Origin of the sequence: uncultured Pseudoteredinibacter sp. (genome assembly GCF_947500695.1) — a bacterium.
Lineage (GTDB): Bacteria > Pseudomonadota > Gammaproteobacteria > Pseudomonadales > Cellvibrionaceae > Pseudoteredinibacter.
The window spans coordinates 1-20,528 of sequence record NZ_CANMSS010000010.1; the positions used below are offsets into that span (position 1 = coordinate 1).

A 20,528-nucleotide genomic window follows, 5' to 3' on the forward strand; every position below is an offset into this window, starting at 1 on the left:
CGGGATCTGACCCCAATTCTATTTCGTCGAGTGCGGCTGAGGTTGCGCCAGCCTTAACGGGGTCAGATCCCTCTTCAATAAGAATGCGGTAGTCGATTAAGTCGTAGTTTCTATTACGGCGGGATCTGACCCCAATTCTATTTCGTCGAGTGCGGCTGAGGTTGTGCCAGTCTTAACGGGGTCAGATCCCATCTTCAATAAGAATGTGGTAGTCGATTAAATCGTGGTTTCTATTGCGGCGGGATCTGACCCCACTCGATAAAACTCATACTTTACAAAATCGCAAGCCTGCTATTACTCTAAGCATCAACATCGACGGAATGATTGAGTATGAGAATAAAAGCAATTGCCTTTGTGCTTTCAATGTTTGCTGTTCTGGCAGCATTTCTTTGGTTTTTGCAGCGAGACGAAGCGCTCAGCGAAGAGTCTTTAGCGCTGCTATCAAAAGTTGATCCGAGTATAGATAGCCCGGCTTATCGATTCCTAATGGGCTTTGCTGCTCCTAAAGGCGAATCGCCGCTCGAAGAAGGTACTCGCCTGTTACTTGAAATCAGAAAACAAGAAAAAGACAGCGGGTATGCCATTTCATACAAGGAAGGTGGCTTGCCCGCTATTGAGGGCGACTTAGCCTGCAAAACTTGGGAAGACAATTGCCTAAACATATTATTCTCTGGGCGATTTGAAATAGAGAGGCTGCTGGAGCAATACAAAACTCGATTAGATAGGGTAAAAGAATTTTATCAATTTTATGAGTACAACACGCTAAGTGAGCCAATCTTGTCGGAGCCCTTTGCTCCGTACTTGCAGTTGATGTCAGCTGATCGCCTTATCCATATGCAGGCCATTCAACTGCATCAACAGGGTGGCAGTCAGGCTGCAATCGATGCGCTTTATGATTTGTTAGAATCTCAGCGTAAGATGCTGAGTTTACAAGATCAGCTGGTTGGAAAAATAACCTTTCTCGTATCGTTTAGACAAACCATAGATGTGCTTTCTGTAATTGCATCGGAAGCCACGGGTGAAGTGGCATTGAAAGCTATCAAAAACTTCAGTGCTGAAGAACGGGATTTCTCTCGTTCCGCAGCGAGAGAGTTTAATCTTATGTATAACTTTGCTTTGGAGAGGGTTGAGCAGCAGAGGGGGTGGAGTTCCGTTTGGCGTGTGCTTTACAAACCATTGATGACAGTTAATGAATACGCGACTCAATGTGCGCGTTTTATTAAGTTGGCGGGGCTGAGTCCGCTTGATCTTAAAGGTGCACTATCGGATAAGCGTCTCGAGCCAAGCGTTTTTTGGAAGTTACATAATATGGAAGGTGCATTAGAGATTTTAGTGTATCCAAATTTTGAAAAATACGTTGTTCTTCTTAATGATATAGATTCAAAAATTCTACTCTTTAATGGAATCTACGCAGATGGTCGCTCTTTTACTAAAATCGTAAACCCATATTTCCCTAGTGAGTTTGCAAAGTTGGCGGGTGATAAAGTGTGTTTTGACGGTATTGATGAAAGCGGCAATAGAGTGGAAGGTGGCGGTGAGAAATGGAGTCGCTGCCTACTAGTGCGTCACTAGAATTGGATTTCGCCAAAAGATTTTTTTTGGTTATTAAAAATAAGTGTGCAGGACTGAAGTGTCCTGCACGCTAAGTTATTTAATCACTTGTTTAGCTTAGCACTCGCCTAAGTCGGGGTCTTGTTTGCAGTGATTGCTTGTGTCGACTTGGTAGCCAACCTGCTCGCTATCGCTTGTATAACCCGAAGCGCTACCCCACCAATTATATTGCGCGTCAACCGTAATCGGTAAATCTCGGTTGGTATAGAAGTTTGCAAAGTTGATTTCGTTGTTAATAAAACGATTTTCTCTAAGCGTGTAACTATGGTCGATGACCTCGGCGAGGTCCCATCCCGAATTAATCTGAAAAGCAATGCGGTTGTTTTCCAGTGTATTACCCGTGGCTACTAGGGAGCTTTCTTCGCTGAGCCAGAAGCCGGTTTCAATTGCCCGATCAAAGCCTTCAATATGATTGTTTTCGATATTTGCGTGAATGGCTCCAAATGAATGTTCTTCTAAGGAGGTATCACCAGGCATGCTAATGCTGAGATCGATGCCCGAGGCCAGCCAGTAGTCTTCTTCGAATAAATCGCTATCGGCTATTAGATGGTTGTTGCTGATAGTTGCCCCGAGTGTCCCGCCTCCAACATTTTCCAGCCTTATTGGGGCGTTAGCATCGATAAATTGGTTATTGCTGATGTTAACCGTGGCGCTGGTTTCGCCCCAAAGGCTAACTTTAACTCCAATTCCTGGGCCATCGATGACATTGTTTGAGAAGCTAAAATCAATATGGCCTTCGCCTTTGAAGTTGAAATTATTGATAAACGTGTTTGTCGCTCTTTCTGAACTGAAGTGGCTATTGCTAATTTGAATATTAGTCCCATCCCAATTTCCAGGGTCATAACTACTGCCTAAACCGCCGCCACTGAAAATGACATTATCAATACGCAGAGTGATTGAACCTGGATTCAGCTGGATGCCGCTTACACCACCAAGCTGGCTGTCGAATAAAGTTAAGTCGCTTGCTTCCAAGTTAAAGATAGTGGTGTCCGTATGTATTCCAAATACGTGATTTTCACCTCCGCTCAAAGTGAAAATATGCCCTAGCAATACTGGTCGGTCGCCTTCGGCTATAAGGGTGGTATTACCCAAGGTTAAGCCCTTTGCGCCATTTAAGGTTACCCCGCTAGGCAGGTGTCCTAGTGTAAGCTGTTCATTGTAGTTTGACTCGAGTCGCTGATTCAGTGTGTTGGCTAACTCTGTCTCGTGACCGTTTTCAGTAACTTCCTGGTCATAGGCTAGGTAAGTGCTGTGTAGCGGTGTTTCATAGGTGCCCGAGTGAATATAGATAGTGGCGCTTTCTCCGACCTGTTGCGCCGCTTGAGCAATGGTTTGAAAGGGTGTTTCAAAGCTGCCGTTGCCATCGCTTGCGGCATCATCATCGACATACCAAATTTCGTAGGTGCTTCCTTGTTCATCTTTAAGGGCGGTCGCCGAGGGTTCTACAACAAATGCGCTGTGATCTGCCTGCAGAGTGACAATATCAATATCTCGGACAATGGGTGCCATCATGCGTTGTCGCAAACGATTGCCGTTTGCGCTGTCGCTTTGTTGCCCAAAACGATAATTGAGGCGTGCGGTAATATAGGTTTCATCGCCGCGGATATTGTCATGCTGGTGTTCAATCCCTACGCTTAACCAATCTTGCAGTTGGGTTTCAAGCCGTAATCGGCCACCCTCAATAGTTGGACTGTTATCGCCGCTGAAACGAAAAGCGCCTGCATAGGCTCGAAGGTTTTCAAAGCCAGGGATGCGGTGTCCTATTTCAATGTCGGCGCCGCGCATGGCTTCTTCAAAATACTGCAGTTGGTAATCTTGATTCACCCAAATACTGTTGCCACTGAGAAAAGGGGTTTTATCCACCTTTACAGTTTCTATATGAGTGCTTTTTTGTTCATCGTCGGGTAAATAAGCGTTAAAACGCAAATCCCAATCGATACCTAAGCTTTCGATCCCAAGGGTTAATTGCTTAAACTTGTTATCTGCCTTAGTTGTACGTTGATCGTAGAAACCATAAATACCGTAAATTCGATCTTCCGCTTGATTGATACGGCGGTAAGCTAAACCGATATTGCCCTCGCGGGTGCTTTTATTGGATAGAACATAGCGCCAGTCGGCAAATAACAGGGAGCTATTATTCTGATAAATAGGTAGGGTTAGGTCGAAGCGCCCAAGGCTTCGCTCGGAGCCGCCTTTGGCTTCAAAGCGGAGATTACTGCTCCATTCGTTTGCGCTCGCGTTCAGTGAGCAAGCAGCGATGGCTAAGCTTAAGGCTGAGCATTTAAATTTACCCATAACAATTCCTCGTATAGTACCGGCTAGCTATCAATAGTTAGATAGCTACAAATCATGTGTGGCACTTTATACTTCTTGGGAATGTCAGGGTGTCCAAATTAAGACAATTGTTTTTATTTTTCGGACATTGCTCAAAATAATGCTAATCCAAGCTCGGACTGCTAGTTTGATCCAGCGGTTGCATCTTAGCTTTACGCTTTCCGCCCAGTTCGGCATAGAGCATTGCGCTAATAATCAAGCCGGCGCCGATCCAGCCTTTAAAGCCTAAATGCTCATCTAAAAATACATAGGCAAAGAAGTGCGCAAAAATAGGCTCTAGAGCAAATACTAAGGCGACCTTATGGGGCTCCAGTAATCGTTGGCTAGATGTCTGGGCCCAATATGCGAATGCGCTTCCCAGCACGGCTGAATAAAGTACGGCTTGAATAACTACCGAGCTAAGCAATTGCTCTTGAATCGGCGGGTATTCTTGAGTTTCGCCAATACCGAATGCTGCTGCGATTGCGCTATAAACTCCTACCGCCGCAAGCTGATAAATACTGAGCAGTACGACGGGGTAGCGGTCGGCATAGCGATCGGTAAAACAAATATGCAAGGCAAAGCAGATGGCGCAGATGGTGACTAGTATGTCGCCGCTATTAAATTCCAGCTTATCACCCACAGTAAGCATATATAAGCCAGCTGTTGCCATAACGACACTAATCCACACTGCCTTATCAACTTGCTTTTTGAACAGTAGGTAGGCGATTACTGGGGTTAGTGGTACACAAAGGCCAGTAATAAAACCCGCATTAGAAACGCTGGTATAAAGCATGCCTTGGGTTTGGGTGCTGAAGCCTAAGAACAGCAGTAACCCTAAACCAAAACCCGTTTTTAGTACTGGGCCGTGGCCGCTAAAAGAGTGGCGCTCTTTTGACATCCACCACAGTGGTATGAGGCACAGTGCGGCTAGGCTGAAGCGTAGGGTGTTAAAGGTATTCACAGCGACAATATCAATAGCTTTGTCGATAACCACAAAGCCAGCACCCCAAATGATGTTCACAATCACTAGGGCCCAAAATGCTGAGCGTCCGGAACGAATCATGTCTAAAAAAACCTGTGCTTATTGGACAAAGCAGGCGATCTTAGCAGGCTTGAGGCTTTCCTCAAAGCTAAGTTGCTAGTTTCAGGTCGCGGCTCCGATCGGGGTCAGAACCCGCGGGTTCTGACCCCAGGTTTGGGCAGTTTGTTTGTGGTGTTGCTGTAATTGATGGAGTTGCGGAGGTTTTGATTTTTTTGCGAGATTGCGCCTTTGACTTGGTCGCGTTTGTCCTTGAGGACGTCTATTGGAGGGCTGGTGTGTGTAGATAGGGACTTCGATTGGGGTCAGAACCCAAGGGTTCTGACCCCTCCTCCCAATTACTTGGCTAGTTTATTTACTTGAGTACGGCGGAAGCAATCTTGGCTGTGATCGTTTACTAGGCCGCAGGCTTGCATATGGGCGTAGCAGATGGTGGAGCCGAAGAATTTGAAACCACGTTTTTTAAGATCTTTACTGATGGCGTCCGATATATCAGTCGTGGCCGGATACTCTTCCATCTTGGTAATTTTGTTTTTGATGGGCTTGTGATTCACATAGGCCCACATATAGTCACTAAAGCTGCCAAACTCCTTTTGAATCTCTAAAAAGATCTTGGCATTGCTGATGGCAGCTTCAATCTTGCCACGATGGCGAATGATAGCGGGGTTTTGCACCAACTCTTCAACTTTGGCCTGATCAAACTTGGCGACCTTTTTGGCGTTAAAATTCGCAAATGCTTTACGGTAGCCTTCACGACGCTGTAATACTGTATACCAGCTGAGCCCTGCTTGGGCGGACTCAAGCACCAAGAATTCGAACATGACTTTATCGTCATATACGGGGACGCCCCATTCTTCGTCGTGGTAGCGAACATAGTCTTCTTTACTGGTGTCTAGCCAGGGGCAGCGGCAGGGGGCTTTCTTGCTGGGCATGGTAAATCTCCTCGTTGGAAGCTCATAATAAAGCCGCTAGCACTTAGAGCAAGTTAAGTTTCTTTGATATGCTTGCCTAACTGCCTTAAAAATAGCTTCTATAATGTTTCTAAGGCTCGGTTTGGCCTGTTGTCCATTTTACCGCCAGGAGTGCTTGCCCCTATGTTAATGCTCTATCCATCCATTAAGCCCTATAAGACCTTTTATCTATCCGTCTCTGATGGTCATCAGCTCTATGTAGAAGAGTGTGGGAACCCGGAGGGGATACCGGTCTTATTCATTCATGGTGGGCCTGGAGGCGGTTGCAGCAAGAAGGATCGATGTTTCTTCGATCCGGAAATGTATCGCATTATTCTATTTGATCAGCGTGGTGCAGGGCGCTCTTTGCCCCATGCTGAGTTAGAGGCCAATACCACTCAAAAACTGATTGCCGATATTGAGCAAATTCGTGAGCGCTTAGAGGTTGATCAATGGGTCTTGTTTGGTGGCTCTTGGGGTTCTACTTTGAGTCTGCTCTATGCCCAAGAACATGCTGATCGAGTAATGGGGATGATTTTACGAGGCATCTTCCTCTGTCGTGATCGAGACCTGCGTTGGTTTTACCAAGAGGGCGCGCATCATATATTTCCCGATTATTGGCAGGATTATGAAGAGATTATTCCACCTGCTGAACGTGAAGATATGATCTCGGCTTATTACCGGCGTTTAACCGGCAGTGATGAGTTAGCTAAAATGAATGCGGCTAAGCATTGGTCGGTATGGGAGGGGCGTTGTTCTACGCTACGCCCGAGTGCTGACAAAGAAGCGCACTACTCCGATCCACATGTGGCTTTAGCCATGGCTCGAATTGAGGCTCATTACTTTGTAAACGAGGCCTTTATTGAGCAAGATCAGATTATTAAGAATGCTGAGAAGTTAGCGGGTATTCCAACCACGATTGTTCATGGTCGCTACGATATGGTCTGCCCGCTGGATAATGCTGTGAGCCTGTATAATGTGTTGCCGGATTCGGAGTTGCATATTGTTCGTGATGCTGGCCATGCCTCAAGCGAGCCTAGTATCACCGATGCACTAGTACGAGCGACGGAAGAAATGGCCGAGCGCTTTAAGGGCGATTTTCATCGCGGGGCTTAGTTGTTTCTTGAGCAATCAAAGCTAACACTATTAGTTTAAATCTGTTTTAACAAATTCAAATGGGGTCAGAACCCGAAAGGTTCTGACCCCGATTTTTATCTCTCTAAGGAAGTATCTTGAAAGGTTTAATTCAAAGAGTCAGTCACGCTAATGTTGTGGTTGCTGGTGAAGAAGTTGGTGCGATTGAGCAGGGTATTTTATTGCTGTTAGGTATCGAAAAAGATGACGGCAAGGAGCAGGCCGATAAGCTGCTTGATAAGCTTTTAAAGTATCGCATCTTTTCCGATGAGCAAGAGCGCATGAATTTGAGTGTGAGTGATATTGAAGGTGGTGTGTTGGCGATATCACAATTTACCTTGGCGGCAGAAACGAAAAAAGGTTTGCGTCCGGGTTTTTCTACGGCTAAGCCACCTTCTGAGGCAGAAGAGTTGTATAACTATTTTGTGTCGAGTTTGCAGCAGAAGCATCAGGGTAAAGTTGCTACTGGTGAGTTTGGTGCGGATATGAAAGTTAGCCTATGTAATGATGGGCCGGTGACGTTTATGTTGGAAGCTTAGTTGTAGCAGCAAGATCACAGCTCCGATTCGGGGTCAGAACCCACGGGTTCTGACCCCAGTGGTTTAGGAGTTGGCTTCGCGCTTAACTAGAGTTTTGCCCATAATGATGCCCACTTCAAACAGTAGCCACATCGGCAGCGCTAGCAAAAGCTGCGAGATTACATCTGGTGGGGTAAGCAGCATGCCCAATACAAAACAACCCACAATGATATAGGGGCGTTTTTCACCTAAGCTTTCGGGTGTGCTCACGCCAGCAGATATCAAGATAAAGGTCGCGATAGGAATCTCAAACGCCAAGCCGAAGGCGAAGAAGATTTTTAAAATAAAATCCAAATAACTACCCATATCGGTCATCACCGATACGCCTTCTGGTGCCACGGATGTGAAAAAGCCAAACACCAGTGGGAACACCGCATAATAGGCAAAGGCGATACCTGCATAAAAAAGAAATACACTGGATACAAAAATAGGCAGTGCTAGACGGCGTTCCTCTCTGTACATCGCAGGCGCGATAAATTGCCAGACTTGATAGATCAAAAATGGCATAGAGACAAAAATCGAAACAAATAGCGTTAACTTAAAGGGGGTTAAGAAAGGTGCGGCCACCTCGGTGGCGATCATGCCTGCCCCTTCGGGTAAGAACTTTTGCAGTGGTGCGGCGACGAAGGTGTAAATATCGTTGGCAAAATAAAATAAGCCAGCAAAAACCAACAGCACAATTAAAATACAACGTAATAAACGGTCACGTAATTCAATCAGATGCTGAACTAGTGGCTGTTCTACATCTTGGTGTTCACTGCTGTCATTCATGATGCTGTTTTATCACTTGTCGGCTGAGGTTTTTCAGCGGCCGCTTGAGGTTCTGAGTTTAGCTCTGAGCTTGATTCTGGCTTAGCTTCATCGCTACCGATGACAGCGCTTTGCTCCGAGGTCTTGTTAGGCTCTTCAATGTCAAGGCTTTTATTAAGTTCTGCCTCAGCTTTGGCTAAACGCTCCATAACCTCTTCATTGTGCAGTTGGCGACGAATATCATCGGCGCCAATTTGCTGTTCAATTTCTTGGCGTGTATCGCTAATGCTGCGTTTAATGCGCCCCCAGTAAAGCGCAAGCTTACGCAGGGTGCCAGGCAGGCGTTCGGGCCCAATAACGACCAGGCCCACTACGGCAATCAGCAAAAGCTCAAAAAAACCAATATCAAACATAAAGCTTACTTTTCAGCTTTTTCGGATTCAGTTTCTTTTTCAGTGCTTACACTTTCGCTTTTATCTTGCTCGACAGATTTAGGCGCTTCTTTATCTTCGCCTTTATCTTCGTCATTCATAGCCTTTTTAAAGCCTTTAATAGCGCCGCCTAAATCTCCGCCTAAGTTCTTTAAGCGCTTAGTGCCGAACAATAGCAACACAATCACTAAAATGATCAGTAGCTGCCAAATGCTAATCCCACCTAAACCCATTATCTTTTCCTCGCTCTAGAAACGCTTACTGCTAGCAGTAAAGCTTATTTGTTTTTACGAGCCGCTTTTTCTTCCAAACCAGAAAGATCAAAACGACGCTCTAATTCACTAACAACAGCGCTGGCATCTTCGCCAAGATGACTAAGCATAACCAGGGTGTGAAACCACAGGTCCGCTGTTTCATAAATAAGGTCTTTATTATCACCACTGTGCTCGGCGTCTTTAGCGGCCAGCACGGTTTCGACGGCTTCTTCGCCAACTTTTTCTAAAATCTTGTTCAAGCCTTTATGGTGCAGGCTTGCTACATAGGAGCTATTTGGATCTGCAGCCTGCTTACGCTCAGTAAGCACTTTACTTAATTGCTCTAGTACATCGTGTGTCATGGTTGGCCTCTGTCCTTACTGGTAGATATCTGAAGGATCTTTTAACACCGGATCAACGATGGCCCACTGTTCATTTTCTAAGCGGCGATAAGCGCATGATTCGCGCCCAGTATGACAGGCGATGCCACCAATTTGCTGCACCTGCATAACGATCATATCGCCATCGCAATCTAAGCGAATTTCTTCTAGCTTTTGAGTGTGCCCTGAGCTCTCGCCCTTATGCCAAAGCTTTTGACGAGAACGCGAGTAATAAACGGCCTCCTGGCGCTCTACGGTAAGCTCTAATGCTTCGCGATTCATATAAGCCATCATCAAAATGCGGCCTGTTTTGCTATCTTGGGCGATGGCGGCAACAAGGCCGTTACTGTCCCACTTAACTTCATCTAGCCAGTTGCTCATTGTTAAACCTTATTGCCGGCTGTTTGCTATGTTTTACTATGAGGGCGCATTATTGCATAGCGCCCGTCTCGGCTAAAGCTAGTGGCGAAGCCTTAACGAAAGTTTAAAGCTGGCGCCAACAGGGCCTAACGATGCCAGAGTAGGGCGAGGCCAACTACTGCCAAAAGTAACGATTGATACGACCAAGCAGCGAGCGCCGGTCCCGCCGCCATTAATAAGCAGGCGGTGCCCATAATAGGCCACAAATAACGGCCTTGGCGTGTCTTAGGCTCTGGCTTTACGATGTTCTGGGTGGCTGGTCGCAAGCGCTGTCTTTCTAGGTTCTCATAGATCAGCTCAGGGATCTCGGGGAACTTCTCCATCCATTCTGGGGCGTAGCGCTTAAACTGCTGCCATAGTGCTTTTGGTGCAAAGCGATCCTTTAACCAGCGCTCAAGATAGGGGTGGGCCGTGCTCCATAGATCCAGATCGGGGTAGAGCTGGCGACCAAGGCCTTCAATATTAAGAAGGGTTTTTTGCAGTAGTACCAGCTGTGGTTGTACCTGCATATCAAAGCGGCGGGCGGTTTGGAAAAGCTGGATCAGCACCTGACCAAAAGAGATTTCTGCCAAAGGCTTTTCAAAAATAGGTTCGCATACACTGCGAATGGCATTTTCAAACTCTCCAATTGGGGTGTCGGCCGGTACCCAGCCACATTGCACATGCAGCTCGGCGACTTGGCGATAATCGCGGCGGAAGATGGCCAGCATATTACGAGCGAGGTAGTACTGATCTTCGCGATTTAAACTGCCCACAATGGCCATATCGACGGCGATATATTTAGGCTGCTTCGGGTTTTCTCTGGCAACAAAAATATTTCCCGGGTGCATATCGGCATGGAAAAAATTATCTTCAAAAACCTGTCGAAAGAAGATGTCTACACCGCGCTCGGCCAAGCGCTTCATATCGGTATTCTGCGCTTCTAGCTGCTCGATATCGGTGACCGGAATGCCATAAATGCGCTCCATGACCATCACATTCTGACGGCAAAACTCCCAGTGCACCTTGGGTACATAAAGTATCGGTGAGTTTTCAAAATTACGGCGCAGCTGGCAGGCATTGGCGGCCTCCATCTGCAGATTGAGCTCATTTAAGATGGTATGTTGATAGTCTTCTACTACCTCAACAGGACGCAAACGGCGGCCATCTGCACTGAAGCGTTCCACTAGGCTTGCTAGGCGAAATAGTAAGGCAATGTCTTCATTGATAGTGTTTTCAATACCAGGTCGTACTGCTTTAACGACGACTTCTTCACCGCTTTTTAACTTTGCCGTGTGTACCTGGGCCACCGAGGCGGAGGCGAGTGGCTCGGCAGAGAACTCTGCAAATAACTCTTCGACCGGCTGGCCCAGAGAGCTTTCAACAATCTTTTGAAATTCAGCTTGGTTAAAGGGCGCCACATTGTCTTGCAGGTGGTTTAGCTCTTTAACGATATCTTGCGGGACCAAGTCTGGGCGCGTAGATAGCAGCTGACCAAACTTTACAAAGATGGGGCCTAGCTCTTCTAGGGCATGACGCAGGCGTTGCCCGCGGCTCAACTCGCCTTTAGGAAACAGCCATAGCAAAGGCTTTGCACTGCGCAACCACCAGGGTTGTTGTGCGCTATCGAGCAGTAAATCTAAGCGATAGCGGGCGCCAACGCGGATAATCTTCAAAAGGCGAAACAGTGCCGTCATTCGGGTTGGTTTCCTTGCTTAGCGGCGCTCAGGGCCGCTTCCAGGCTGTGCTGAAACTTGGCTACTTTAGCGGCCAGTCGCTCGCCGTCATCACGTAGCTGATCTACCGCCTGATTAAAATCTTCTTGTTCATAAGGGTGTGGAGTAGCACGCAGCTCTTCGCTAAGGGCTTCACCGCTGCGTTGCCATACACTGGCTTCGCGTTCGCGCCAGAAGCTCATGCCTTTTCGCACTAGGCCCGCTAGGCTGGGGCCTGCGACATCGCCAAGCAGTTGGCTTAAGGGTTCTTCCCAGTCGATGTCTAAATCTTTGGCGATACCCTGTAGGTCTACTAACAAGCCAGTGCTGCCAAAGACTTGTACGCCGCTGTTGGCCAAGCTGTGCTGGGAGGATAGTCCTAAGTTGGCGAGTGCCATGGCGCTGCCTTTGAGCTGGCAGTCTATTTGGCCTTCATAATGCTGTCGCAGTTGAACCTGGCCGCCGTCTATGAGTACAAAGGCCGTGATAGTTGGCCCCTGACAGCAAATCTGCAGGGTTTTTGCACCGAGCTTGCGCAGCTTTTGTTGGCTGCCTGGGTCATAGTTTAAGGCGCTATTGATCATGCGCTCTAAACTGGCGAATGCGGCTGTGCTTAGGGTTGGGTCCATGCTAAAAGCTCGCTTAGGGCTTAATGCCTTTGTGCAGCGCTACAATGCCGCCAGTCATGTTGTGATATTCGCAGGCTGCAAAGCCGGCATTACTCATCATGTCTTTTAGGGTATTCTGGTCTGGGTGCATGCGGATAGATTCTGCTAAGTAGCGGTAGCTATCGGCATCATCAGTGATCAAGCGGCCCATGGTCGGCAAAAAGGCGAAAGAGTAGGCGTCATAGGCCTTTTCCAGTAATGGATTACCTGGCTTGGAAAACTCTAAAACCAGCAACCGGCCGCCGGGCTTCAATACGCGCAGCATAGAGCGTAAAGCTAGGTCTTTATCGGTTACATTGCGCAGGCCAAAGGCGATGGTGATGCAATCAAAGGTGTTATCAGCAAAGGGCAGAAATTGAGCGTCCGCTTGGGAGACCTGTACATTGCCTGCAACACCTTTATCGATCAGCTTATCGCGGCCAACTTTCAACATAGAGTCATTGATGTCGGCCAGTACAACTTGGCCTTCCGGGCCCACTAGGCGGCTGAACTTAAGGGTTAAATCGCCAGTGCCACCGGCAATATCTAATACCTTTTGGCCTGCGCGTACGCCGGAAAGCTCGATGGTGTAGCGCTTCCACAGGCGGTGGACGCCACCTGACATCAAGTCGTTCATCAAGTCATATTTTGCGGCTACAGAATGGAATACATCGGCTACTCGACCGGCTTTTTCGCCTTTGTCGACGGTTTCATAACCAAAGTGGGTGGTTTCCTGCTCTTGTTTGTGCTCGCTCATAATGCCCGATTCGCTAGAAATTTAGTCGGCCGCTATTTTACAGGCTGGAGCTGTAAATGCCATGTTTGAGAGGCCAAGCTAGACTGAGCTGGGTCAAGGGAATGTTAGGTGTGAGACGAAAGGCGAGAGAGGTTAGAGGTGAGACGAGAGGGTGTGGGTGTATGGGGTAGGCTGCTGTCGGGTAAATTGCCGGTAATTTATGCGATCCCGTCGCAATCTGGGTGCTGCTGTTGCGAAATGGTTTATACTTCAGCTCAGATCAAGTTGTATTTAAGGTAAATTATGTCGCAGCCTGCCAACCAGCATAGACCTGCCCCTATCTATAGCCGCTTTCGGGACGTTTTCGAAGCTGGCTTTAAGATCGATTGGGTTACTGCCAGCTTTCTAAGTATTACCCATGTCTTAGCGCTAATCGCCACACCTTTCGCCTACTTCTTTGCCCCAGAAGGTTTGTGGGTTTGGATGTTGGCGTGGACCATTTTGCACGCCTTAATTGGTAGCCTATCCACCACCGTTTACAGTCATCGCCTAATTGCCCATGGTGCTGCCCGCATGGTGAGCTGGCCGGTACATATCCTGTTTGGTTTTATTGGCCAAGTGATGGCCGTACAGGGGCCTGTTCGTCGCTGGGCAGCTATGCACATTATTCATCATGGTGTGGATCGCAATGGCCAGCATCAGCGTGATCCTTACAGTGCAACCTGGTTCCCAGATGCTTGGCGCAATTTCGCCTGGTCCCATATGCTGACTTATTACTTTAAGCACCCCGAAGACGAAATGATCGAGCGCGCCTATCAAAGTAAGAATCATCCGGCATTGGTTTGGCAAGAGAAGCTCTACATCCCATTGCTGGTGTTGTTGAATTTCTTAGTGCCAATGGCTTTGGGTTTATATCTTGCGGGCTTTGTTGGCATGCTGTGCATGATGATGGCCGGTATCGCTGGTTTTGTATTGGCACAGCACAATACTTGGACGGTAAACAGCGTAACCCATATGTGGGGCTTTACTCCTGGTGCTTTCAGCTCGGCCGTAAACAACTATATTTGGCTAGGGCCTTTGGGCGAAGGCAATCACCACGCCGACCACCATGATTTTGCACGCGATTATCGCAACGGCTTTGGCATCAGCGGTTGGCTATTGGATCCAACTCGTTATGTGATTTTAGGCTTGCGTGCTATCGGTTTGGTAAAAGGTTTACACCGCGCCAATAAACGCCAAGAGGCTGAAATTTTAGCCCGTCGTAAATTAATTCAAGCCCAGACCGATACCAAAACTGCACGTTGGCAAGCTTGGGAGGATAAGTTGGAATTTCTAAAAGGCGAGTGGCTGGAAGCTGCCCAGCGCTTTGAACAATTTAAGCAGCGTAAAAGTCAGCTGAAATTACAGCTTAAAAGCGCCAGCTTGCCGAAAATTGAATTTCGTGAAAAGCTTGAATTGCTAAAAGCAGAAATGGAAGTGGCTCGTCGAGCGATGCGAGCTCGCCGTCAAGCATTCTTAGATGCCTTGTTTGAGATGCGAGCTTTGCCAGCTTAATTTCTCAGTTTAAACGTTCTAGCTAAAAAGGGTTGAAGTGTAAGCTTCAACCCTTTTTAGCTCCTAGGGCTTAGCATTTCGTCATTCTTACTGTGTAGTAGCTGCTTGAATAATTCGCTATTGGATAAATCTTCTGCGCTCATTGGTTTGGCATACCAGTACCCTTGACCGCAGTGGCAATTTAGCTGCTTAAGTTTATTGTGATCCTCTTGGGTCTCGACGCCTTCGGCTACAACATTCAAGCCCAAATTCTTTGCAAGCTCAATGATCGCCTTTACTACACTAAGTTGCTTTTGATCTTTGAGCATATTTTTTACAAAAGATTGATCAATTTTCAGCGTGTCGATTGGAAGCTCGGTTAGATAGGATAGAGACGAATATCCAGTGCCGAAATCGTCAACAGAAATATGATGCCCCATGGTTCGTAGCTGGCTGAGTTTTGTAACCGAGTCGCTCTTATTGGCCATCAGTATGCTTTCTGTAATTTCAAATTCGATTGCGCTTGCTTTGCAGTCGTATTGCGAGAAAACATCCTTTACGGCCTGAATAAAATTATCTTGGGAAAGTTGATGGGCAGATACATTAACGGCAATGCTTAAATCTCTTATGCCGGCATGTTTCCAACTCTCCAGAAGTTGGCAAGATTCATGCAGTACTTGTAAACCAATTTTTACGATGGCCCCGGTTTTTTCTGCGGCATCAATAAATACCCCCGGCATAATGATATCGGTGTTAGGTTTGTACCAGCGTACCAAAGCTTCAACACCAATCATTTCACCAGATTGCATACAAATCTTGGGCTGAAAGTGTGGTTTAAACTCCTTGTTTCTTACAGCCTGGCGTATCTCAGATTCCAGCTTGAGTGCAGTTCGCAGGCTGGAACTCATTTCAGCAGAAAAATAACTGTAGCGCCCCCCACCTTTTGATTTTGCAGAGTGTCTAGCAGCATCAGCTTTTTTAATAAGGTCCTCAGAGTCACTACTGTCATCTGGGTAGATGGCGATGCCTATGCTTAGAGAAACAAAGACTTCTTTGCCATCTAGAATCATGGCCTGCTCGGCACTGTTGATAAGTCGGTCAGAGATTTCGCCGAGTAACTCGTTTGATTGTATATTTTCAATGATGGCCACAAATTCATCGCTGCCCAGTCTGCATAGGGAATCCTGTGGTCTCAAGGTCTGGCTGAGTTTATTGCCAAGCTCATGCAGCAATTTGTCACCATGCTGGTAGCTGAGCGAGTCGTTAATGGTTTTGAAGCGGTCTACATCAAAATAGAGTATGCCGAATTTGTTACGAGTAATGTGATGATAATTATTGATCGCCGATTTTAGTTTTTCTCTAAACAAGTTGCGATTGGCAAGGCCTGTCAAACTATCGTAGTTTGACATAGTTTCAAGTTCTTTCTCGTATTTTATCTGGGAGCTGATGTCGCTAAGAACAACCATATAAAGCGGGCGCTCATACTCATAGCCTTCAATGGCTGAGCCGGTAAAGGATAGGGGGATGTCATTACCCTTGCTGTCTTTACACCAGCTTTTGCCTTGGCTTACGCCGTTTTCTATAAGCTCCTGCCATATTTGGCTGTATTCAAAATCTGATACTTTAGTCGAGCGGCAGCGAGTCAGCGCATGTGGAGAGCTTCCGATTAAGGTTTTAAAAGATGCATTGCTATTTAAAATTCGACTTCGTGAATCGACAACACAAAACCCTTCGGCGGCACTTTCGAAGGCCTTTGCATATAGACGAATCTGCGATTCGGACTTTCTTTCGCTGCGCTTTTTGTCCCAACGCAGGTAGAGAATAAGACCAAGGATGGCAAAACAAAGCAAGCTGTATATGGCATAAGCTGGCCTCGATTTCCAGAATGGTGCGGCTACAAAAATACTGGCGTGGCTAACGTTTTGTTTGTTCCAAATGCTGCGAAGTTCAAATGTGTAACGGCCTGGTTCCAAACCGGAAAAAATAGCGGTGTGTGATGAAGCTTTTACCCAACGCGGGCTGCGCCCAATCAGGCGGAATTCCTCCGACAATACTGAGCGCGAGGAAGAATTAAGGTTTGAGAAGTTTACCGTTAATGTCTGCTCATTCGCGGCAAGCCGAATCTCGCTGTCAGGCTTAAAGTTGGCGCGAAGATTCTGTTCATTGTTCAGGATTTCATAGGAAACAATTCGACTGGCTTGGGTATCACCAGAAGGTAACCTGTTATCTGTATCTAGGGAGAATATTTCTCCAGCTTCTGAAAAAAGCAGTGTCCCCGAGTGGCTGGTGGCTAGTATCTGTGTTGATGGTTTACGAGGGAATCCACGGCTGATGTCGAAACGCTTACTAATCTCTCCTGAGTGACTGACTTGATAGATTCGCTCGCCGGTAGCATTGTTTAACCAGATTGAATCCTGTGCTGTAGAAACGTTGTAAATAATTTCCTTATCGAGCTCCGGGAAATTCTGTGTAGATGTAATGCTAATCAAGCTTCCCTGTCTTCTAAGGTTTAGTTTTAATAAGCCGTCGCCTGGGATCCACAGGGCATCTTGATAAATTGATATGCGGGAGCCATTTATGATGTTGGAGCTATCAATAGCCAGTTTTTCAAAGCGATTTTCATCAACGTTATAGTAAAAAACCGCATCGCTGGTAGATAGCCAAGTCCCCCATTCTGGGTCGCTGTATATATGAGCGCCTAGTAAAGTAGAGACGGTGGGCAGCTGATAGCTTTGGCTTTGGCCATCGCTATGTCGATAGACCTCATTTTCCGTGTTAAACCAAAGCCCGGTTTTCGCAGAGTAGCTCATGTTACTAATCGGGAGATCGCTGAATTTTAGGCTTGAACGATTTTCAAAATCTAAAAGAAAAGCGCCTTGGTTACGAGTGCTTATGTATATGTTGTGTTCATCAATAGCGGTGAAGGATTGAATGGGCATCCCGGTGTTGTAGGAGCGAATACTGTTGTTGCTAAGATCCAAGAGGTAAACGTGTGAGCTGTTCCTGAACCCCAGCCAGACGAATCTATCGCCTTTGATTTTACTGACTTCAACGGAGCTATCGACAATGTTTTTTTCGGGCAGCTCAATTTGGCTAATTGAATCGTTTATCACGCTCCAAAATTGGTAATTATTGTTGACGTAAGTTAGTGCGATATTTCCTTCTTGGTCAAGCGATAGTCGATAGGGGGCCTCCTTTCTCAGGCTGTGTTCTTTATCTTGAGGCTGGTGGTAGTGGTACTCAATAAGGTCTCGGTTTTTACCAATTCGAATCAATACTTGATTGAAAGTTGACAGCCAAATTCTTTGAGACCGATCTTCCAGTAAGCGGTATAGCTGAGGGTGGCTGCCGGCTTGTGTGTGATGACTGCGTGGGGCGATACTGTGTACTATTTCGAGATTACTATTAAATTCGATATAGCGATCGCTTAAAGCCAAGCCGACATTACCATTGCTAAGACTGATAATATCTAAGATATTACCGCCTTCGAATAAGCGCTCTAGTTTTGGGGGCAGATAGCTGAGTTGTGAAATTGGTTTGAATGTATCTTGCCCTTTGGCAAGAATCTGGAGGCCTTGCTCATAAGTGGCGGCCCAGATATTCCCGTTGGCGTCACTGGCAACTCTTCGAAAAGCCTGTTGGTACTCTGAGCCCGTCTCTAATTCAGGTAAATAGTAGTTTTTAAAATTCCCTAGCCCAGGACGAAATAGACTTAAGCTCTTGATAGTAGATACCCAGAGTTGGTTTTCAGCATCTTTAGATAGATAACGGATGTTATTGCTGGCTAATGATGAGCTGGCGTTGCTATGAGAGAATTGATCGACTTGATAAGTGTCCAAATTGATACGAAACAAGCCTTCGTAGCTAGAAGCCCAAAGGTAGCCGCCTTGCTCAACAAATTGATAGATGTCTGCGTTGGCTAATAAGCCGTTCTCGAAAATAGCCTCTAAACGATTGCCGTCATATCGGTAGATAGCTCCAGCTGTCGCTAACCAGTAGAAGCCATTGGAATCCTTAAAGAAATCAAAGCCATTCTTGTTGAGACCCGGCATATCTTTCTCATAGAGCCGGAAATCACTTTCGCTGTGATTTAACGCTTTTGCCCAGAGCGGGAAAAAGCAAAGTAAGGCAAACCAAAACCACTTCATAGTTAACCTGTGGAGCCTAGGGAGTGAACAAGAGTCGTGGCTGCTCAAGGTGACTCCCCAAGCTTGTGAGGCTGTGGGCGAAGTCTTCCCATTTCATCCGTGTTTGGCTCGATATGGAAGATAGCAGCCAGCTATTCTATTGCTAGTGACCCAGGCAACTGTGTACCTAGGCAACTATCATCCATTAAATATAGTTTATGACTTAAGGCTTGGCAATTAATGCGCAGTGCTCATAGCTGTGAGTGTAATGTTGGGGCATATCAGTGGATTACGAGGTTACAGCCATTGATATATGACTAGTTTGAGTATTAGGTCTTTGCCCTATAACCCAGTTTTAGGAATAGTCTGAGAGAGCACCTTTGTTATTCTGGTTCGGCAATTTGTTATTCAGTATCTAGAGGGGTTTATGCCAAGCTTAGCAAGATCTTTTTTAATTATATGCTGTGTGTTGAGTATTCAACTGTTCTATGGCCCTGCGACTAGTCACGCGCAGCAGCCATTTCAAGTTCAGTCTCAAAGTTTGAGTGAGGATGCCTTGAATGCTTATTTGGAGAGTCTGCAATTTTGCTTGGTTCAAATCGGCGAAATGGCGGCCTATACACCTGATCTGGAAGCTCGTTTACGGCAAAATATTCGTCAAAACTTTAACTATTTGCCACAAGAGACACAGCTGAATCTAATTAATGCGCGCTCTATATGGTCGCAATATCAAAATCAGTGGGCGTTTTTAGATATTGACCAGAAAAAGGAGTTTGGCTTCGCGGTTTTAGGTTTGGCTTTTGGTGAGCAAGCTGCAGCGCAAGCCTTGGGGTTGGGGCGAAGCGGATCAAGTTCATTTAACGGCGTAGACGTGGATTCCATTGGTGGTGGTTGCCACGGTGGCCACTGTGAAACAGTTGGCGATACTGTTGAGATTGATCCTAACTAATTGTGAATCTGTCCAATCAAGAAATTGGCAGTGCCTAATTTACTAAGTACTGCCTGTGAATTAGACCTTAACAGGCTGTTGAAAAACTATCTGCGTTGCCATCGCATTGTTAAAAACAAGCTCAAAATGCTCATTTATTACATATAAACTGCGCTTTTTCGCTTGTTTTTGCCTAGCGCTAACTGCCTTGAAAACGTTTTTCAATAGCCTGTTAAGCAAAAAGCGCGTCTCTGTGTTTTTCAATATCCGGTCGCATCTGACGCTTAATTTGCGCGTAGGTAGCGCGATCTTTCTGGGTTAACAGCTGGGCGTATTCAAAAGTTTTCTGTTGTAACTCGTCCATTGCAAATAGGCCATCGACAACATCACCTTGTAGAGCTTCTTCACCTGTTAATGCTCGCCCTAGTAAACACATTTCCTTCAGCACTCTTTTATTGGGCATAAGGCCAACGATATCTTGCATAACGGGGGTAAAAGGAATATTGATATTTACTTCTGGGTAGCAGAATCGGCCTCTGTCGGCCCGCATAAAGCGAAAATCTACAGCGCTCAAGATGATGGCTCCACCGGCATAGCAGTTGCCATTAATTGCTGCCACCGTGGGCATGTCTAATAGCGCTAGGCGGAACAAAAGTTGTTCGAGTGTTTTAACGAACTTCATTAGGCCATCTTGATCTTGCGCGCCTAGCCATTCAAGGTTTATGCCGGTGGACATGGTCTTTTCGTGCTCGCAAGTAATCATCAGTGCAGTATTGCCCTGATACTTTTCCACTTCATCTAAATGAGCTAGGTATTCTTCTACTACTTCTTGGGTGAGTTTATTTTCGGTATCGCCTTCAGTGAGGGTGAGTACGTGAACATTGTCTTTAAGCTCTAGCTTCATTGCAGGCATGGTCATCTTCTCGGTTAAAAAGGTCAGGGGACCAGCAAGTCGACGCTATTTTCGTATAGCAAGCTACTGCTGGGTTGATGTAGCTAT

At 46.4% G+C, this 20,528-nt stretch carries 18 protein-coding genes; 5 read left to right on the forward strand and 13 right to left on the reverse strand.

What is annotated here, in order from left to right; genetic code table 11:
* Window positions 1-330: 330 nt before the first annotated feature.
* Window positions 331-1,572 carry a hypothetical protein gene (locus Q1A08_RS16525; RefSeq protein WP_299774928.1) on the forward strand — a complete coding sequence of 414 codons (1,242 nt, stop codon included), beginning with the start codon at window positions 331-333 and terminating at the stop codon, window positions 1,570-1,572.
* Between the two features lie 96 nt (window positions 1,573-1,668).
* Here Q1A08_RS16525 and Q1A08_RS16530 read toward each other — a convergent pair whose 3' ends face one another.
* The 3 genes from Q1A08_RS16530 to Q1A08_RS16540 all read right to left on the reverse strand — a co-directional run bounded on the left by Q1A08_RS16530 (window position 1,669) and on the right by Q1A08_RS16540 (window position 5,898).
* Window positions 1,669-3,906 carry an inverse autotransporter beta domain-containing protein gene (locus Q1A08_RS16530; RefSeq protein ID WP_299774930.1) on the reverse strand — a complete coding sequence of 746 codons (2,238 nt, stop codon included), beginning with the start codon at window positions 3,904-3,906 and terminating at the stop codon, window positions 1,669-1,671.
* Window positions 3,907-4,048: 142 nt separating this feature from the next.
* Window positions 4,049-4,990 carry a DMT family transporter gene (locus Q1A08_RS16535; protein WP_299774932.1) on the reverse strand — a complete coding sequence of 314 codons (942 nt, stop codon included), beginning with the start codon at window positions 4,988-4,990 and terminating at the stop codon, window positions 4,049-4,051.
* A gap of 314 nt (window positions 4,991-5,304) precedes the next feature.
* A complete protein-coding gene (locus tag Q1A08_RS16540) occupies window positions 5,305-5,898 on the reverse strand; it encodes a DNA-3-methyladenine glycosylase I (RefSeq protein ID WP_299774933.1) in 594 nt (197 codons plus the stop codon).
* A 162-nt stretch (window positions 5,899-6,060) separates the two neighbouring features.
* Between Q1A08_RS16540 and pip the strand changes: the two genes are divergently transcribed.
* Window positions 6,061-7,032, forward strand: coding sequence for a prolyl aminopeptidase (gene pip / locus Q1A08_RS16545; protein ID WP_299774934.1), 972 nt, complete (start codon window positions 6,061-6,063; stop codon window positions 7,030-7,032).
* A gap of 116 nt (window positions 7,033-7,148) precedes the next feature.
* Window positions 7,149-7,589 (forward strand): D-aminoacyl-tRNA deacylase, encoded by a 441-nt coding sequence (gene dtd, locus Q1A08_RS16550; protein WP_299774936.1) that lies wholly within the window; start codon window positions 7,149-7,151, stop codon window positions 7,587-7,589.
* A 63-nt stretch (window positions 7,590-7,652) separates the two neighbouring features.
* On the opposite strand, the gene tatC is transcribed toward dtd, so the two are convergent.
* The 8 genes from tatC to ubiE form a co-directional block, all read right to left on the reverse strand.
* Window positions 7,653-8,399 carry a twin-arginine translocase subunit TatC gene (gene tatC / locus Q1A08_RS16555; RefSeq protein ID WP_299774938.1) on the reverse strand — a complete coding sequence of 249 codons (747 nt, stop codon included), beginning with the start codon at window positions 8,397-8,399 and terminating at the stop codon, window positions 7,653-7,655.
* On the reverse strand, window positions 8,396-8,791 hold the full coding sequence (tatB, locus tag Q1A08_RS16560; protein ID WP_299774940.1) for a Sec-independent protein translocase protein TatB: 396 nt from the start codon (window positions 8,789-8,791) through the stop codon (window positions 8,396-8,398). The genes tatC and tatB overlap by 4 nt, the downstream gene beginning before the upstream one ends.
* 5 nt (window positions 8,792-8,796) lie before the next feature.
* Entirely contained in the window at window positions 8,797-9,042 is a 246-nt protein-coding gene (gene tatA / locus Q1A08_RS16565; RefSeq protein ID WP_299774941.1) for a Sec-independent protein translocase subunit TatA, read from the reverse strand.
* Between the two features lie 44 nt (window positions 9,043-9,086).
* Window positions 9,087-9,425 carry a phosphoribosyl-ATP diphosphatase gene (locus Q1A08_RS16570; RefSeq protein WP_299774943.1) on the reverse strand — a complete coding sequence of 113 codons (339 nt, stop codon included), beginning with the start codon at window positions 9,423-9,425 and terminating at the stop codon, window positions 9,087-9,089.
* 15 nt (window positions 9,426-9,440) lie between these two features.
* The gene (gene hisI / locus Q1A08_RS16575; RefSeq protein ID WP_299774945.1) at window positions 9,441-9,824 is read right to left on the reverse strand and encodes a phosphoribosyl-AMP cyclohydrolase; all 384 of its coding nucleotides are present in this window, start codon (window positions 9,822-9,824) and stop codon (window positions 9,441-9,443) included.
* A gap of 125 nt (window positions 9,825-9,949) precedes the next feature.
* Window positions 9,950-11,539, reverse strand: a complete 1,590-nt coding sequence (gene ubiB, locus Q1A08_RS16580; RefSeq protein WP_299774946.1) for a ubiquinone biosynthesis regulatory protein kinase UbiB — start codon at window positions 11,537-11,539, stop codon at window positions 9,950-9,952.
* A complete protein-coding gene (locus Q1A08_RS16585; RefSeq protein WP_299774947.1) occupies window positions 11,536-12,186 on the reverse strand; it encodes an SCP2 sterol-binding domain-containing protein in 651 nt (216 codons plus the stop codon). Before Q1A08_RS16585 ends, ubiB begins: the two co-directional genes overlap by 4 nt.
* Before the next feature lie 13 nt (window positions 12,187-12,199).
* On the reverse strand, window positions 12,200-12,961 hold the full coding sequence (ubiE, locus tag Q1A08_RS16590; RefSeq protein WP_299774948.1) for a bifunctional demethylmenaquinone methyltransferase/2-methoxy-6-polyprenyl-1,4-benzoquinol methylase UbiE: 762 nt from the start codon (window positions 12,959-12,961) through the stop codon (window positions 12,200-12,202).
* A 282-nt stretch (window positions 12,962-13,243) separates the two neighbouring features.
* Here ubiE and Q1A08_RS16595 point away from each other — a divergent pair, with 282 nt between their 5' ends.
* Window positions 13,244-14,494 (forward strand): hypothetical protein, encoded by a 1,251-nt coding sequence (locus tag Q1A08_RS16595; protein ID WP_299774950.1) that lies wholly within the window; start codon window positions 13,244-13,246, stop codon window positions 14,492-14,494.
* Between the two features lie 56 nt (window positions 14,495-14,550).
* Here Q1A08_RS16595 and Q1A08_RS16600 read toward each other — a convergent pair whose 3' ends face one another.
* Entirely contained in the window at window positions 14,551-18,525 is a 3,975-nt protein-coding gene (locus Q1A08_RS16600) for an EAL domain-containing protein (RefSeq protein ID WP_299774952.1), read from the reverse strand.
* Window positions 18,526-19,027: 502 nt separating this feature from the next.
* Between Q1A08_RS16600 and Q1A08_RS16605 the strand changes: the two genes are divergently transcribed.
* Complete coding sequence (locus Q1A08_RS16605; RefSeq protein WP_299774954.1) at window positions 19,028-19,549, forward strand: hypothetical protein; 522 nt, start codon at window positions 19,028-19,030, stop codon at window positions 19,547-19,549.
* Window positions 19,550-19,760: 211 nt separating this feature from the next.
* On the opposite strand, the gene Q1A08_RS16610 is transcribed toward Q1A08_RS16605, so the two are convergent.
* Window positions 19,761-20,441, reverse strand: coding sequence for an enoyl-CoA hydratase/isomerase family protein (locus Q1A08_RS16610; protein ID WP_299774956.1), 681 nt, complete (start codon window positions 20,439-20,441; stop codon window positions 19,761-19,763).
* Window positions 20,442-20,528 lie beyond the last annotated feature (87 nt).